Source organism: Paenibacillus sp. FSL A5-0031 (assembly GCF_001956295.1).
Classification (GTDB): Bacteria; Bacillota; Bacilli; order Paenibacillales; family Paenibacillaceae; genus Pristimantibacillus.
Genome location: NZ_MRTD01000014.1, coordinates 84315 through 99905, shown reverse-complemented (window position 1 = coordinate 99905; position 15591 = coordinate 84315). Strand labels below are relative to the sequence as shown.

Here is a 15591-nt window from a genome sequence, read left to right as displayed (position 1 = left end):
TTTCCATAAGACTTAGCCTGCTGGTAGCGTTTGGCTAGAACCAGGGCCTACCGTTCCCGAATAATCAAATGTGCTAGATTTAGTGTTTACGCGTTGTGTACCATCATTAATACCATCGTTAATACCATTTGGATTGTTATACATATAGAATGCAGCCGCGAATAGAATAATGCAGATTACTACAGGAATGATTAATTTGTCCATGATTGATTTGCTCCTCGAATATTATATTTGGTTGTAAAATTATAATAAATAATTAATCACCAGTTGGGAGTGATTGTCCAACGCCAGGTCCAACATTTCCGCGATAATCAAAAGTACTTGTTTTTGTATTTACTCGTGCAGTACCGTCGTTGATTCCATCGTTAATTCCGTTCGGATTGTTATACATGTAGAAAGCAGCCGCAAAAAGAATAATACAAATGACAACGGGAATAATCAGTTTATCCATGAATGGTTTTCTCCTTTCCTAGAGTATACTCTTGAAATTATTGTTATTAACCGGTAGGTAAAGTTTGTCCAGTACCTGGACCAACGTTACCACGGTAATCAAAAGTACTAGATTTTGTGTTTACACGAGAAGTGCCATCATTAATACCATCGTTGATACCGTTGGGGTTATTGTACATATAAAAAGCAGCAGCAAATAAAATAATACAGATGACGACAGGTATAATTAATTTATCCATATATAATCTCCTCTTTATTTTGGGCTAGTAGCCTCTTCAATTTTCACTTTCACGTTTTCACCGCCGTTTTCCACACCTTTTCCAATCCCATTAGGATTATTAAAAGTCCAAAACGCAATACCAATAAGAATAATGCAAATAACGACCGGCAATATCAGCTTTTCCAATTAATCTCTCTCCTCTCTAGATTGATTGCCGTAAGGTTTCCATGAAGTTGCTATACCAGGGCAGCATAACAAGTACACCGGCCGCTAGAAAGGGAATTAGTATGATAAAGGTTACTCGAAGGGGTCCAGCTTCAATTTTCTTCTTAATTTGAAAATCACGCATTGTATCAATATTTCTAATTTGCTGATGAAATAAATCAATAATTTTATCTTGTGAAGCGTTCCAACTCGCTAGTAAAGTATTCGTTACTGGTAGAACCTCATTAATTCCAACCTGATCTCCGAAGTGATTTATTGCAGCACGTGGATTATCCATCCAGTCAATTAACATATCATCGATATATGGCTTCAAGACTTTGCATGTTCGACCCGCGCGACGAATTGCATAATACAGAGGAATTTGTTCCGTTATGCATACTACCAGTCGATGCGAAAATTTAACAATTTCTTCAGCCAAAACTTCTCTTCGCTTATTCGCATAATACATTAGCAATACAGATGGTCCCACATACCCGCTTACTACCAAAACGGTGAAAGGAACGATTGGAAAAGGTACAGGATAATTACTGATAGCATTTTTTAATGAATATAAAGACATGCACAGTACTGCAATGAGGACAGGTGCCATGAGCTGCGTTAAACGAAAATGGAATGACTGCATCCCAAATGGGTGACCAGCTGTTTTCAATCTTCGTTGCAGTTTAAAATTCGATTTTTTTAAATTGTCACTATTTATCGCTTTTTCTAAAGACTCCTGAAACGTTTGCCTTCGCTTATTCCGCGCAGATGGCAGTCTAATTCTGTTGCGAAATTTTATTGAAACAACCAAGGGTATCATCACCATTATAGAACCTAAAGAAAAGACGGCGAGAATTAACCACAACATCGTATGCACAGTCAAACCCCCCTTTCTATAATTTTTTGGTTCCCATTTGCATTGCTCCAATGAATGAGGCGAATAACACTCCAATAGATAATGTTACCAATTGAATTCCATTATGGTCTTCGAAATAATAATGTGCATTTTTGGGATCCATTCGGATGTTGAAATAAACAACAAATACCGATAAAACAATCATTAGGAAAGTTCCCCATTTGTATGCTGTCAGTAGAGTTATTCGTTTCTCTTCGTTATACATCGTGTTCTGCATTTCATTGATTAATTTAAATAAAGAAGGAGTTATATCCCCCCCATTATCAAGATGAGTGATCAGAATATCAGCAAAGTAATGTGCCCAATCATTACCTACTCGTTCAGCGAATTGAAGAATTGACTTTTCTGGATTTTCTCCTGTCTGCAGATCCATGATTAATTTATTCCACTCGCTTGAAATTTCAAAAGGAACAGTGCGTGATGCTTTATAAATAGCTCCTTCTAGGTTTTCTGACTCCGTGAAATATCCGATAAAGTTTTGAACAGTTGGAATCATCACTGATGCCATCGACAGGTTTTTCCTTTGGTACCTTGTCCACGACCATAGAAGAGGAATCGTTGCAAAAAAAAGAGCAACAATGGCATTGTATAGTGGTGCTGGCATGACTCTATAGCAGATTAAAAAAACTACGACTGCAATCAAGAAGCACATTGTAAAGAGATATTTGGCAGGGACCTTAATCTCTGCTACGCTCAGATACTCATTGAATTTAACCATGAGAGGATGATTCTCCCAGGTGCTTTTAGGGGTATCATCCAAAGCTCTTCCCTGAGTTCTACGCTTATCATAAAACCGATTACGATTGAAAATCATTAAGCCAACAGCTAATCGCCCTGTAATTGGACCAACAATTAAGATTACTCCTATAATAAAAATCGCAAGAAACACTATTTTTACGATATACATTAAAAAGCTCCTATATTGATGAATTCTTCAGCAGTACCACCGTATGTCATCATGTGCTCCATCAACCCCTCACTAATTTTATGCTCAGTTCTTTCCCATTTCATTTCTTTGAGATTCCAGATAAACAGGGGCCGTTCTTCAATCTCTCCACTTTCTAATAGTACGAGCTCAGTAATCTCAGACATGATCCTACGGTTTTTATATTCGTTTACTTTAATAAATCTTTGGTAGATGACGATATTAAACGCTCTTCCAATCCGCATTTTTAGCATTTCATTATCATGTGTTCGACCATCTTGTTTAACCATATCCATAATGTCAGAGATAATCATATTTCTGTATTTAGAGTGTAAGGAAACCATAGTATCGTGCCCTCTCAAGGCTGCCTGAACTGCCTGAGATGCCTCTTCCCCTCTAATCTCACCTACAATAATTCGATCAGGACTTAACCGTAATAGTGGTTTAAAAGCATCCTCCATCGATATTCCGAGATTTGCTACAGCTTGAAATGGAACTATATTTCTGCCCGGTAATCGTTCGTGTAGCATCATTTCGAATTCCGTTTCAAGAGTCAATATTCGTTCAAGAATAGGTACTTCTTTTGCAAGAGCGTAAAGAGTTGTTGTCTTACCCGTTTTAGTCCCCCCAGCTACGATAATTGAAGCGTGATAGCGAACAAACAGAGTCAGAAGAAGTACCATTTCTTCGTTTAAGGTACCTCGTTCTACTAGAGTCATCAGACTTGGATCTTTCAGAATGAAGTTCCTTATAGCTATGGCTGGAAACGGTGAGAATGGTGCTTGTGTCATGGTCAAACGAGCCTTATTATGCATGAATGTGTGACAAATTGGATGCTGTTCGTTAATTCTAGCCCTTCCGTAGAGTGCAAGTCGCTCTTGTAAACGAATTACTTGCTCTCTGGAATCGAAGCTTCTTGGATACCTGGTCGCTACACCGTCTTTCATAACAAAAATAGCCGTATCATTGACCTGTACCTCTTCTATATCTTTTGCCTTATACAAATCTTCGATGTAGCCAGCTCCAACTGTAAGTGCAAAAACTGCGTCGGATAAGCTCATTCTCTCTTGTAACTGGCCCGTTGTTGCGTAGAGCATTTTTTCATTAATTATTTGCTTTATCAAGGCTTTTATTTTTTCTTGTGCAATTGAATCACCTAATCCCGCCTGGTGAATCATTTCTTTATGTTCGTCTTGCTCTACCGGATCGCTGTCGATGTTTTTTAGCTTGTCTTGAACTATCTTCACGACTTCTTCTAGTGTTCGATGCTGATAGCCTTTAGTAACTTTCTGTTCTCGCTTGCTCTCCTTTTTGTCTTTTTGTAGATGCTCAATGATACTGAAATTTTCTCTCTTCTTTCGAATTGACGTTCCTATCATTTCGTTCCTCCTCCCTTATAATCTTAGAAAGCGTCGGATCCCATTGTTTTGTTTACCACGTAAAGCTGATTTGTTATCCTTGTTCACAGCTGTCAATTCTACCTTTGCTCTATTAGCCAACCAACCGGCTAAAGAAAGGATGTTCGTGCGGAACTCAATCGATTCGGGACTCTCATTCAAATATAATGGCTGCCCAAAATTAATTGCTTTTAGTCCTGCACCCTTTTCAACATTCCGAATACGGGAAATGATTTTCGTTCCAATCCCCTTCTCAATCTGAAGGCCATCTAATGGGTTATTTTGATCACGATTCAAAACTAAATTGAAATCCTTTTCGGTGAGCCCGTAATGTTGCCATACACTATTGAACCAATCATTCCATGAAGATTGATAGCTCGTTATAACTGATTGCACTACGACAATCCGTTCATCAGCGTCTTTAATGCACTTTAGCGTGGCTGCCTGATCCGGATATGTATGCACGTCAGCGATGGTAAAGTCGAATGTCTTTCTTGAGACAGAAAGTAAATGATCAATTTCTCCAACTGTTATCTTTTCGGCCCACTCACGTCTTTGAATTCCGGTAAGAATATAGAGATTTTCAATTCCTTTTATTTGATCGCAAGCTTTGATTAACGCCATTTGTTCAAGTGTCCCAGAATCACAATCTGCTTGAATCAGAGGATAACCCTTATCTGTTGTAATATTTAAATGATCCCTAATCTCAGGACTTTTTAAGTTTAAATCTACGAGAAGCACCTTTTTATCCGGCAGCCGTTGTGCCATACAAATTGCGGTTGAAATCGCCACTGTTGTTGCCCCGTCTTTTGGTGATGCCGACATTACTGCTGATAATCGTCCAGTTTCAATAGTCTCAGTTGTTCTTGTTTTATTAAATATTCGACCATTGAGTTCTTCAGCAATTTCATTTGCTGATAATGCGCCCTGTATGAGTGATACCTGAAAATCCAGACTGATTCTTTTTATTATTTCCCGATATATAGAATCAGTCTGAGTCGAAAGAATTACCATAACCTTTGTACTCTCTGATACAGCAGACTTAACATGACTTAACCATATCCATGGATACTTTTCTTCAAATAACTCTTCATGTACGACTAAATAATCCAATTGTTGTCCTACCCTTGAAAATGCTCTAGATAGTTCATTTTCATTAAAAGCAAACTCAGCATCTACCGATTTTGGTATTATTTCGCCGATCTTTTCAGCCATTAGCGGCCGTGTAAGAGCAATCAATATTTTCATTGTCCAGCTCCTTGTTTTGTATTTTCAAAATTTGTGCTTGTTTCCTGGTTCAAATCACTTGAATCTACTGCTTTCTTTTCTACTTCCGTATCCATTAATACTTTAGTTTGCTCATGTGGTACGATCATACCGATCGTCTCTGCAGTACGTGGAAGACCTAATTTAATTAAGCCTTTCTTCTGCCCTTCTGCTAATTTTGCGTAATCTTCTTCTGATATAATAAAGGTAATAAATGCAGGTTGAGCTAAAGCACCTTGTCGATATCGTTCCATATTCACTTCATCTTTTTGGCTACCGTTTAATGGTATCCCGAGCGTTGTAGTAGGGGTATTGTCAATAATTTCTTTTCCGTCTTGATCTTTTACATAGGCCACCGTTAAACCAAGGATGAGTTTCTCGTTATAAACTTTTTTGGCTATTTCAGGCATAACTGTATCGCCAGATATATAACCAGCATCTCGAATAGTCAGATCAATTTCATTTCCAGCTGAATCCAAAAGTTTAGGAGTGTTATATTCAACATATACGTCGACCTTATCCCCACGACGAATCATATTATTAACGGCGCCGACAAAATCAACTTTAAATCCTATATATGTTTCATCTTTTGCGGGATAAAGTGAATCTTCACTGATTTTCCACGATAAAAACTCTTCCATTTCTCCTATAGGTGTAACAGCTCGTTTTCCAATTATTTTGTCTACATCCACTATGGCGTTATCCATGTGCTGAACAGTTGGTATGGATACTTCGCGCAACATATTTGCTGTTATTAACTCACCAGCTTGAATCATTCCAGCAGGTTTTATCGTTTTCATCATCGTTACATCCAGTTCATAGCCCTTCATATACTTGGCAAACCCGAAAACCGCTCCTGCAATTAACAGAATGCCAGCAAACAAAGAAATCATTCTACTCATGTCTTTCTCCTTCCTAATTCCCACATTCTATTTAACTTCATCATCAAGCAACTTAATTTCTCTGAAAAAGCTTCTCAACTTGGATCCAAGACCATATTGTCTTTTAAAAAGATGATACATTTCTTTTGCCACAACTGATTGAGCCATAGGCTTTAGCGGGCTCGAAAGGACTTCTTTGAGCTTCTGATCATCCCACGCTAAGTTCCCAGCCCATAGTTGTTTAAGGACTATTGTTCCTAGATCTGGAATGTGTGTAAGCAACGGAAGTAAGACGGCCTCTTTCCATTCACTTTTATTGATATATTGGTTCCATCTATTTCCAATTATTCGAATTTTTTTTCTTTCAAATTCCAGTTTAATCTTGTCGATTGTCTTAAAGTGATGATTTAACGCTACAGGATCTCCATCTGCAACAATCCAGATTTCGTCTGACATTTCCAAAATTTTTTTACAATTCGGGTCATTATATCCTGATGAAATATCGCAAAGTGTTACTGGATAACGACTTGCAGAAAGAAGCAGCTTCATATTTTCTTCTTCGCTCCATGCTTTAAGTGGTTCTACCGGTGACGGTATCCACGTTACTCCATGAGAGCTCCAGGTATTGTCTTGATTTACTGATCCAAACTGCTTAATTTGTTCCGCCCATGATATCCAATTCTTTGGTGCATTTACTTCACCGTGCATTAATTCATAATAAGTGGAACCGATATTACCGAATATAGGTTCCAGTACAGCAACAGGAACTTTATTTTCTCCCAACATACGAGCGAAATTTGATGTAATAAACGTCGATCCTGCTCTTGGATAAAGACTAACCAAAGAAATAAGCTTCGAGTTAAAGTGTACAGGAACGTGAATCGTTACTATTTTTTCTTCTATAATTATTCGTTCTTTTATTCGAGCAAGTTTTTCCTTTTGCTCCGCATTCGTTCGCTTTTTTTGAGGTTTAAGCTCCTCGATCTGCTGTGCGTTAGTTACACTTTGTGCAGCCGATTCTAATTCTTCGGATGACTTTTTGTCTGCCGAGATAATAGACTCTTCTTCGATAACTAAACGCTCTTCCTTATAATGAGTAATGTACATTTCACTATTTTCAACTAGGTTTGTGTTATTTGATTTTTCTTCATTTAATATTGGACTCGCTTGCTCAAGAGATATTGATTTGCGGTTAACATTATTTCTAATCAAACGCTCCAACAAACCTGCATCAAGATCATCGTAGCTTACGCAGATATTTCCCTCAGCTGTAAGTAGTTTAGTAAGTTCATCATCATCACGATGATATATAAATAAAAAACATGTACTGGGAGACTCTTTATGAACTGAACGGTATATTCTTAATAAGCTTTCATCCGATGTAATTACTGTTTCAGGAAAAATGATGTAATCTGCACCCTGTGCAGTGCTCCATTGTGGAATAAAGAAATCAAAGGAGTCTATGCTTCGAATAAATCTCCCAGTTTCAGATAATTCATCTTCAATCCATTCCGCAAAATCCTTATCGTCAGATACAAGAAAAAGTCTCTTCATAAGAACACCTCCTTTATACTAGTATATATATTAATTAATATACAAGAATAATATTATGAAACTACATTTACAAACTCTAGTGTTTTAATACTCGGTTCTTCAGGCATGTCTACAACCAAGAGCAAGAAAAAAACCCCATTTTCTAAGATCAAATCCGCAAGACCACTTACTCGACGATCATACGATCCTCGACGATACCCTGTTACTTTAAACGGTACTTCAATACGGCCAGTGAATGTAGCTATCGAAACGGATTGCATCCATTTAAACTTTATTAGACGAGTATCGTATACAACAGAGGTGAGTTCCTCGAATATTACTTTAGATCCAATCCCCTCTCTGTAGGCTTCTACTACTTTCCCAACTGCTCTTACAACCATTTGTGCAGGAAGACTATAAATATCTCTTACTTGGTGATAACATTCCTTTGAAAGCCTTACTTTACTGCGATAAGTCTTTGTAAGAAAACCAACCTCACTGATATGATTACACACTTGACTAAAACGTTTTGTTACGTCTGTTAGTTGATCATACTGTTGAACATTCGTTAAGAGTTGAATTTTCATCGTATACATCAACTCATTTCCTCCTCCAAATTGATCGAGTTACTGAAGATCATAATAAAACTTCTCCCCATTCTGATAAGAAAAAAATGCATTACTCAATTTCATATTATCATCATATAGATCACTATCTGTTACAAACCAGGTAATCGCTCCGGTTCCTTCTTGTTCAATAATTTTACTGGCTAAACTCGCTTTATCTTGCGATGAAACAAGTACTACCAATATTGCATCCGGATCATTTGCATTAATGTAGTTTGTAAAAAAATTAGCTTGATAGCGAATCGTCTTTAACCATTTCTCATCCTCTCTATGACAAATTAAATAAAATGGCATAAAACGTCCATTAGGGGTTTTTAAGACAAACTTTGCAGTAGGTACCTGCTGCTCCTCTTTAAAAACCAAAGTTGGATGGAATTCGAAATGAGCAAGATCAAATGTGTTGCGCAATTGAATATATAGTTCATTCGTAACAATATATTTCATCCTATAAAGCATTGTTGTTGGTTTCGAGCTTCGAGGGTTACGACTCCCCAAGTTTGTTCCAAATGAAAATTTTAAAATATCAGCGCCACTTGCACCTATTTCATAGAAACTTGGTTTGTTTTCCTTTGGTCTCGAATAGCTTGACCAATGGAGTCTTCGAATCAACCCGTATTTCAATAATCGATTAATTCTCTTTCTTACCGTATTTTCGCGCTCTACATCAAAGAAAAATAAACGAGTTATTTGAGAAAAGGTAACCCAACGATGAACGTGTAGAAACTTTACAAGTTCTACATCTCGTTCTGTAATCCACCCTTGGTCAATTTTTTGTAGTATGTAGTAATAATCATGACGAGTAAGAATATCTAGTTTTGCTACATATGCATAAGAATCATCCAGAAGTTGTTTCTCTTCAACTACCGACTGTTCAGCCTTTATAAGAGGAGATACGAGATTTTCCATGCTACAATGGCCATCTCCTTTTTAGATTTCGTGAGGAAAGTCAATAATTTTTGTTCCAATTCGCCGATTCTTCGGATTCACATTTTTAATACGAACCGAACATGTTTTACCAACCAGAATTCCGTCCTTTGGCATTTTTCTTTCATCAGGGTACCAAGCTAAAGCTTCGATGCCTGGTGCCAACTTTACAAATACTCCAACATTATCAACTACACTGGTTATACGTCCACTATAGAAGTTATCTACTCCAAATTTCTCCTGCACACGATTCCATGGATCTTCCAACAATTCTTTACGTGAGACGCGAACTTGCCTCTTGGCGCGATCAATGAATGTTATTTTTACTGTTAGTTCAGTTCCCAGAGCTACAAGATTTTTACCTGATACAGTCCAGTCATATTCATAATCTGGAATCGGTAATACACAGATAACGCCTTTAACACGTAAATAAAGCCTTTCATTCTCAAAACCAGAAACTACCCCTGTCACGACGTGATCAATATCAGCTGTTTCCCAGAATTCTTCCTGTAGTTCTTCAAGAGCTTGAACTCTGGAGAGCAGCACGATCCCTTTTTCTTCGTCGAAAACATTTACATTTGAAGCGTCTTTCCCCAGTCTTGATACGTCTAACACCATAAAATCGACTTTATGATCTATAAAGCCTACAAGAGACCTGTACTTTTGTTTATCAAATTGAGATTCATAAATTAATCCCTTTAAACCATTATTCAATTCAACGAGCGCTACTTGCATCTTTTGGCCAAACGGAGAATGATTTTCAACCCCAATAATAGTACCCTGATGAATGCTCTTCCGACGAAGAGACGTCTTGTATTCTGTTATAGGTTTTACTCCTAGTGATTCATTCATTTTTATTTCCTCCTCTTTTTTATGTAAAGATAGTACTTATTTTTATCAATAATACTTAGTCCTAGCAACATTACATTTCCATCTACTGCATCATTAACAACTATAGACTTTTTCTTAAAATGATAATTTATTGTTTCATCAGGTATATCAGTAGTCCAAACTATTTGGAATATACCCTTTTCAGCTGCCTTTACCTTAGAGAGGTCAATCCTAATGGTAATGGAACGCATATTTTCCCCATTGCTAGGTAAATCAGGTTCTAAATCGGTAAGAAGGTTTTTGACCATTAGATTGGTCAGAGACCATTCAGTCAATAAATGAGGACTCATTCTCTTCATATGACCTATTATGCTTAGTAAAGGAACAGAGTCGTAGACATACAAGCAGGTATTATAAAAATGCTCTATGTTCAACACACTACAAGCTGGATGGGTTAGAACGAAATCAAGCTCCTTAATGATCTTTGCCTCTTGTCCCATTACATCCTCCTTTCATTAGGACTACTATCGTATATTGATTAATAATCTAATATATATACTAATATACTACTATAACACTATAGAAAAAAGAAAGACTATTTTACTCTTTCCAAATGATTTACCGTTAATATTTTATTCTTTTTAATATTTCTTCTCCATAAATCTGATTTTTCATCTAGTTGAATTCGCATGACTGGATTGCCAAGGCGATCATAATCTATATAAATACTATATATATTCTTCTCAAATTCGATACTAGAATCCGCATCATAAATTTCACCATTTTTGACTTGATCAATTAGGTAACTTAAAATTTCTCGACCGTACAAAACATTACCTTCTACTTCAACTTCTGGATGATCAAATAAAGATTCAAATCCTTTTGTTTTATGTTTAGCCGTTTCTCCAGTAAGCGGATTAATAATAGATAGAATTCTTGTCTCATCCACTTCTGTTGATATTATGTGTGCTAATCCATCTGAACCAATTTCCAACTTGAAAAGCTTTCCATTATAGTTCCAGACGGCAGCAATATTAAAGTCCAATTTGAAAATACGATCTATAATATCGAGAATCAACTGCTCCCCATCTTCATAATTCTGATTAAAAATTAGGTCAGGATATCCGTAGTAGTGCAAGCCGTTCGTGCGGATATATAGTATATTCCCGTTAATATCTGTTGTTGTAACCGGTAAGACCGAAGAATCGAAGAATAGATGCACAGTGATTCACTCCTTTCAAATATCTTACTTAATATTATATACCCTTTTCTTAATTCAACAAAATTTATTGAATACATTCTTTTAAAAATATATATTTTCAATCAATAGGTATAAACCAAAAAATATGAAGGTGTAAGCAGCTCCCTCCAACTTTACAATTTCAATATGATTTTATGTGCTATTTTTTAAAAATATTTCTTATATATAATATCTAGTTCACTTATATTATTCATAATTACTACTAATAAACATTATTTGTTTTATTTCTTATATCAAATTTACATCAATATTTCAATTTATTGATATACGATTGTTTTATTCGTTTATTATATGTTAAGCTTTGTCAAGAATTGAAGAACGATACTTAACTCGTATTCACTTGCATGTTATCATTAATATTAACCAGACTAATTTACCTTTTGATTGGACGAACTCATTTAAGGAGCATGAATTATGAAAAATCAAATTGGATCTCACTTGGAAAAATTACGGCTTTCCAGCAATTACAGTTTGCGTAAAGCTGCAAAATTAAGCGGTTTAAGCCACGGATATATTAGAGATGTTGAACTAGGATCAAACAGAAAAAATGGCTCTGTAATAGTTCCAATGCCACAGACTCTTAGGAAATTTGCCGAAGCCTATGATACATCTTATGATGAATTAATGATCATAGCTGGACATATTGAAAATAATGAAACTATGCAGCCCTCCTTTAATTTTGTTGAAATAGATCTTCAATCTGTTCAATACGTAAAAGTCACAACTAATAACAAGATTAATTATCATCTTAAGGAAAAAGTTCTTTCAGAAACAAAATCATTGCATGACTATATGCTTTTAGAAGAAAAATTGGAGCATAATAAATTCATTAGAGTACATAGTGGTATATTCGTAAATTTAAAACTTATAAAGTTATTTGACAAAAAGTATGGCCGTATATATTTTTCAACAGATGGACAAGGTAAATACGTTGAAATCAATTGGAGTCGTGCATCAAAATATAACAAAGCTATTTCTTCTGCAATTTCAGAAAATAACGCTACTGATTTTGATATTATTGTAACTGAACCCTCAGTATATACGCTTATAAGAAACATCAGTTGTTGACTGATATAGTTCCTTTCTCTCAGCAAATTTTATAAGTTTTTTAAATTATAGATTCTATTTCTTTTTCAATTTTGTTTAAATCATCCTTTGAATGGTTAATTTAATCATGTGGATTCTTAAATTATTGTCCTAATACTAACCAACCCTCCTTCCTACAACATCCATATGTTAATAAATATATTTATGTGATACTATACTAATTAACATACCACTTATAATGAAAGGCGCGATTCAAAATGGCTATCGAGTTTAATATGGACACAACATTAGAACCTTACCTGAGAGAAATGATAAAAAAGCTTCCAAATGGAGCGAAAATGGTTATGCAGTCTTTATCTAAACAGGATTGGAACAAAGAGGACTTATCATTAAATAGCCAAGTGCGACGAGGCGAGCTTAATTTTGCAGTTTGTTGGCTTGAAGCACTTGGATTAGCACGTTACATTTCATCAGGCAGACAGAAACTTTATACTTTAACTGCTCTTGGTCGCATTGCATATGAAAAATTTAATACGGAGTTTCATGAATTAAAAGAAGAAAGGGATTAAATAAGGAAGAGGGTTATTCCTCCTCCTTTTTTTCTTTGCTTTCACGCGCTCCTCTAGCTTCATTACGCATTCTCTCTGCCAGCTGCTGCACTGTTTGATCAACAGTTGCCGGCTGGAAAATAATGTTTGTGTTCTTCCCGGCCTCTATGGTATCGGGATTTTTTTCTATTTTTATCTTCATTTCCGGTTCAGCCACAGATATAGACGTTTCGACCGGCTTATCCCAGGTTGAACTACGTCGAATTTGTATTCCTCTATTCTCTTCTATTTGGATTGATTTTGTTTCTCTTTCGTCTGCAGCATCGTTATGGTTATTTATACTTTCCTTTCGTTCTTTAGCACTTTGTTTAATCTGAGCTAGAATATCATATTTTTCCTTTATAACACTGTTGATTTCGACAGAATCAATTTCGTTGACATTATTAATTTCTTCGTTCCCCTCCTCCTCCTCAAGGAAAATAACTTCCTCATTTGCACTTGTTAAAGGAGCGAATAATTTTTTCGATAGAGGTAATACAATTCCAATTACTGGTTCTTGACGAACGTTATTGTGTACACCTCGGAACAAGCATTCTCCATACTCACCAGTCTCCGGATTATATCCTTTTAGATTCAAGATTTCTTTTGGTAAAACAGTATATCTTTTCTCTTCTTTCAACTGGGTTTTAAATCCAGATGCTTCCATTTCATCTGTGCCAGTACTTTGACCAATTTTATATTCCTCGCCAATCATATCCGCGTAATATTTTGCGTCTTCTACTTCTAAGCCGGCCAGAATAAATTTTTGGACTGCATTCTGCTTAACCATTGTTCCTAATCGTTCACTGACATCAGATAACTGGACATTACCTTGGTGAATAACATTTACGAATACTTCAAATTCGCGTGCCATTTCCATGAATGTTGAAAATTCTTGGTCTGCAAACATTTCTATTTCATCTACTGTGATTTGATGTGGTCTTACATCCTTCAGGCTGCGCCTAAATGTACTAGCTCGGAGCAAATTTAAGTATAAACGACCGACAGTATAGGTAAGTGTCTGAAGGGTACCATAAGCTCCGTTTACCAGAACTACTTCGCCATTTTTCAAAGCATCATCTATATTGAAAGTAGACGCTCCACAGAAGATTTTCTGAATGTGCCTATTTGACGTTAATTCACTTAAATAATCATACAAATTAGAGTAAGTTTGCATCGCATGCTCTTGTGTCTTTTGAGAGCCTGCCATGTTTCTTGTATACTCCATGAGAAGCGGTACTAAACTTTCTTTCCCTCTTAGTTCAGAAAGCACTTCCGCTCGATAATCATCATTACTCGGCTGAACTAGTCTGTCTAATTCGTTATATGTAACTTCATTGCCATAGGCAAGCTTTAATGCCTTAATTCCAACTCTCAAAAGATTAGTGGCACGAGATTTAAAATATTGTACAGCGTCTGGACCCAGGTACCCATGAAATGCCGATACATTTGCTTCAATCATTGGTTCGATATCTTCATTCTCAGGAACATATAACGGGTTTAAACAATCAGTAAATTCGTATTCACAATCAAGCCTACGAAATGGTCTACCTGTCCTTTCCATGAAATTGGACAAACGCTTAATCAATGATCCCTTCGGCTCAATGATAGTTGAGCCGATATAGTCATTCAGCAAATCCTGAGTTATCAAATTTGTTGCTAATAAAGTCTTACCTGCTCCAGTTCCTCCTATAAATTGACCATGCTGCGCACGGTCAGTACGGTTTAGAACTATTAGTTCACTCTGTCTTTCTTTAGTAGGTACCGTTTGAAATAATTCAAGCTTACAATCTTCAGAATAATATCTTAAATTAGACAAACATCCTATCTCATTTAAATCTACTTTATCTAAATCAGACAATTTAGAAGTGTTTGATTTATTAAACATAATTGCTACACCAGTGCCAATAACAGCTTCCTGGCTTTCTACATCCTCAACAAATTTATTTAGTTTATTCCAAACGGTATTTTTGATACTCAGATGTAGAGTATAGTATAACGTGAGTGTGACAGTTCCTAAGAGAAGTACGAATGCTAATGGAACACCGTATACAACTGGAATAAATCTCATGAGAATTTGTCCTAAAGCTAATATACTAAAAGCATTTAAGAATGTTTGAATGATTGGTTTTGAATAGAAGTTTTTAAAAAGAGCTGGGCAAGAATAAATCAAATGTCCAAGAAAACACGGAATCAATAAAGGGATGGCCCTATAAAATACAGGTTCCCGTGACCCTAAAATTATATCCTGGTATCTTCCAACTAACCATAAAAAGAGAAGGATTAATACACATAAAACTGAAAATGCCTGAATGTTCCAAATTGAATTCTTGTTTGCAGGATCCATAGAGAAACGTCGGATTGCAATGAAGATATTCTTAAAAAGAAATGCTATCATGTGCCCTATCGCTGATAATATCCCACCTAAAATCATTCCAGCATACTTCAAAACTAAACACCTCATCCGTATATTAATATATATGTATATTAGTATATTACAATTAATCTAAGAATTGCTACGAT

The 15591-nt window shown here is 36.0% G+C and carries 18 protein-coding genes; 2 read left to right on the top strand and 16 right to left on the bottom strand.

Annotation, left to right across the window (positions count from 1 at the left end):
* Positions 1–12: 12 nt before the first annotated feature.
* The 15 genes from BK120_RS23210 to BK120_RS23145 all read right to left on the bottom strand — a co-directional run bounded on the left by BK120_RS23210 (position 13) and on the right by BK120_RS23145 (position 11395).
* Positions 13–204: a hypothetical protein gene (locus tag BK120_RS23210; RefSeq protein WP_076269886.1), complete on the bottom strand. Its 192-nt coding sequence runs from the start codon at positions 202–204 to the stop codon at positions 13–15.
* 52 nt (positions 205–256) lie between these two features.
* On the bottom strand, positions 257–451 hold the full coding sequence (locus tag BK120_RS23205; protein ID WP_076269885.1) for a hypothetical protein: 195 nt from the start codon (positions 449–451) through the stop codon (positions 257–259).
* Between the two features lie 46 nt (positions 452–497).
* Positions 498–689 (bottom strand): hypothetical protein, encoded by a 192-nt coding sequence (locus BK120_RS23200; protein ID WP_076269884.1) that lies wholly within the window; start codon positions 687–689, stop codon positions 498–500.
* 14 nt (positions 690–703) lie between these two features.
* Complete coding sequence (locus tag BK120_RS35480) at positions 704–856, bottom strand: hypothetical protein (RefSeq protein ID WP_179089875.1); 153 nt, start codon at positions 854–856, stop codon at positions 704–706.
* A 16-nt stretch (positions 857–872) separates the two neighbouring features.
* Positions 873–1751, bottom strand: a complete 879-nt coding sequence (locus tag BK120_RS23195; RefSeq protein ID WP_076269883.1) for a hypothetical protein — start codon at positions 1749–1751, stop codon at positions 873–875.
* A 16-nt stretch (positions 1752–1767) separates the two neighbouring features.
* Positions 1768–2697, bottom strand: coding sequence for a type II secretion system F family protein (locus BK120_RS23190; protein WP_076269882.1), 930 nt, complete (start codon positions 2695–2697; stop codon positions 1768–1770).
* On the bottom strand, positions 2697–4094 hold the full coding sequence (locus tag BK120_RS23185) for an ATPase, T2SS/T4P/T4SS family (protein ID WP_076269881.1): 1398 nt from the start codon (positions 4092–4094) through the stop codon (positions 2697–2699). The genes BK120_RS23190 and BK120_RS23185 overlap by 1 nt, the downstream gene beginning before the upstream one ends.
* Positions 4095–4109: 15 nt before the next feature.
* Complete coding sequence (locus tag BK120_RS23180; protein WP_076269880.1) at positions 4110–5360, bottom strand: CpaE/TadZ family protein; 1251 nt, start codon at positions 5358–5360, stop codon at positions 4110–4112.
* On the bottom strand, positions 5357–6280 hold the full coding sequence (locus BK120_RS23175) for an SAF domain-containing protein (RefSeq protein ID WP_144376830.1): 924 nt from the start codon (positions 6278–6280) through the stop codon (positions 5357–5359). The genes BK120_RS23180 and BK120_RS23175 overlap by 4 nt, the downstream gene beginning before the upstream one ends.
* A 27-nt stretch (positions 6281–6307) precedes the next feature.
* A complete protein-coding gene (locus BK120_RS23170) occupies positions 6308–7813 on the bottom strand; it encodes a P-loop NTPase family protein (RefSeq protein ID WP_076269878.1) in 1506 nt (501 codons plus the stop codon).
* Between the two features lie 53 nt (positions 7814–7866).
* Positions 7867–8388, bottom strand: coding sequence for a hypothetical protein (locus BK120_RS23165; protein WP_256710995.1), 522 nt, complete (start codon positions 8386–8388; stop codon positions 7867–7869).
* Between the two features lie 30 nt (positions 8389–8418).
* Positions 8419–9324, bottom strand: coding sequence for a replication-relaxation family protein (locus tag BK120_RS23160; RefSeq protein WP_076269876.1), 906 nt, complete (start codon positions 9322–9324; stop codon positions 8419–8421).
* A 21-nt stretch (positions 9325–9345) separates the two neighbouring features.
* Positions 9346–10194, bottom strand: a complete 849-nt coding sequence (locus tag BK120_RS23155) for a S1 RNA-binding domain-containing protein (RefSeq protein ID WP_076269875.1) — start codon at positions 10192–10194, stop codon at positions 9346–9348.
* Positions 10195–10196: 2 nt separating this feature from the next.
* Positions 10197–10673, bottom strand: coding sequence for a hypothetical protein (locus BK120_RS23150; protein WP_076269874.1), 477 nt, complete (start codon positions 10671–10673; stop codon positions 10197–10199).
* A 95-nt stretch (positions 10674–10768) separates the two neighbouring features.
* On the bottom strand, positions 10769–11395 hold the full coding sequence (locus tag BK120_RS23145; protein WP_076269873.1) for a hypothetical protein: 627 nt from the start codon (positions 11393–11395) through the stop codon (positions 10769–10771).
* A gap of 453 nt (positions 11396–11848) precedes the next feature.
* On the opposite strand from BK120_RS23145, the gene BK120_RS23140 reads away from it, so the two are divergent.
* Both BK120_RS23140 and BK120_RS23135 read left to right on the top strand, forming a co-directional pair.
* Positions 11849–12502: a LytTR family transcriptional regulator DNA-binding domain-containing protein gene (locus BK120_RS23140; RefSeq protein ID WP_076269872.1), complete on the top strand. Its 654-nt coding sequence runs from the start codon at positions 11849–11851 to the stop codon at positions 12500–12502.
* A 236-nt stretch (positions 12503–12738) separates the two neighbouring features.
* Positions 12739–13050 (top strand): hypothetical protein, encoded by a 312-nt coding sequence (locus BK120_RS23135; RefSeq protein ID WP_076269871.1) that lies wholly within the window; start codon positions 12739–12741, stop codon positions 13048–13050.
* Between the two features lie 13 nt (positions 13051–13063).
* Here BK120_RS23135 and BK120_RS23130 read toward each other — a convergent pair whose 3' ends face one another.
* Positions 13064–15517 (bottom strand): type IV secretory system conjugative DNA transfer family protein, encoded by a 2454-nt coding sequence (locus BK120_RS23130; protein WP_256710994.1) that lies wholly within the window; start codon positions 15515–15517, stop codon positions 13064–13066.
* Between the last annotated feature and the right edge of the window lie 74 nt (positions 15518–15591).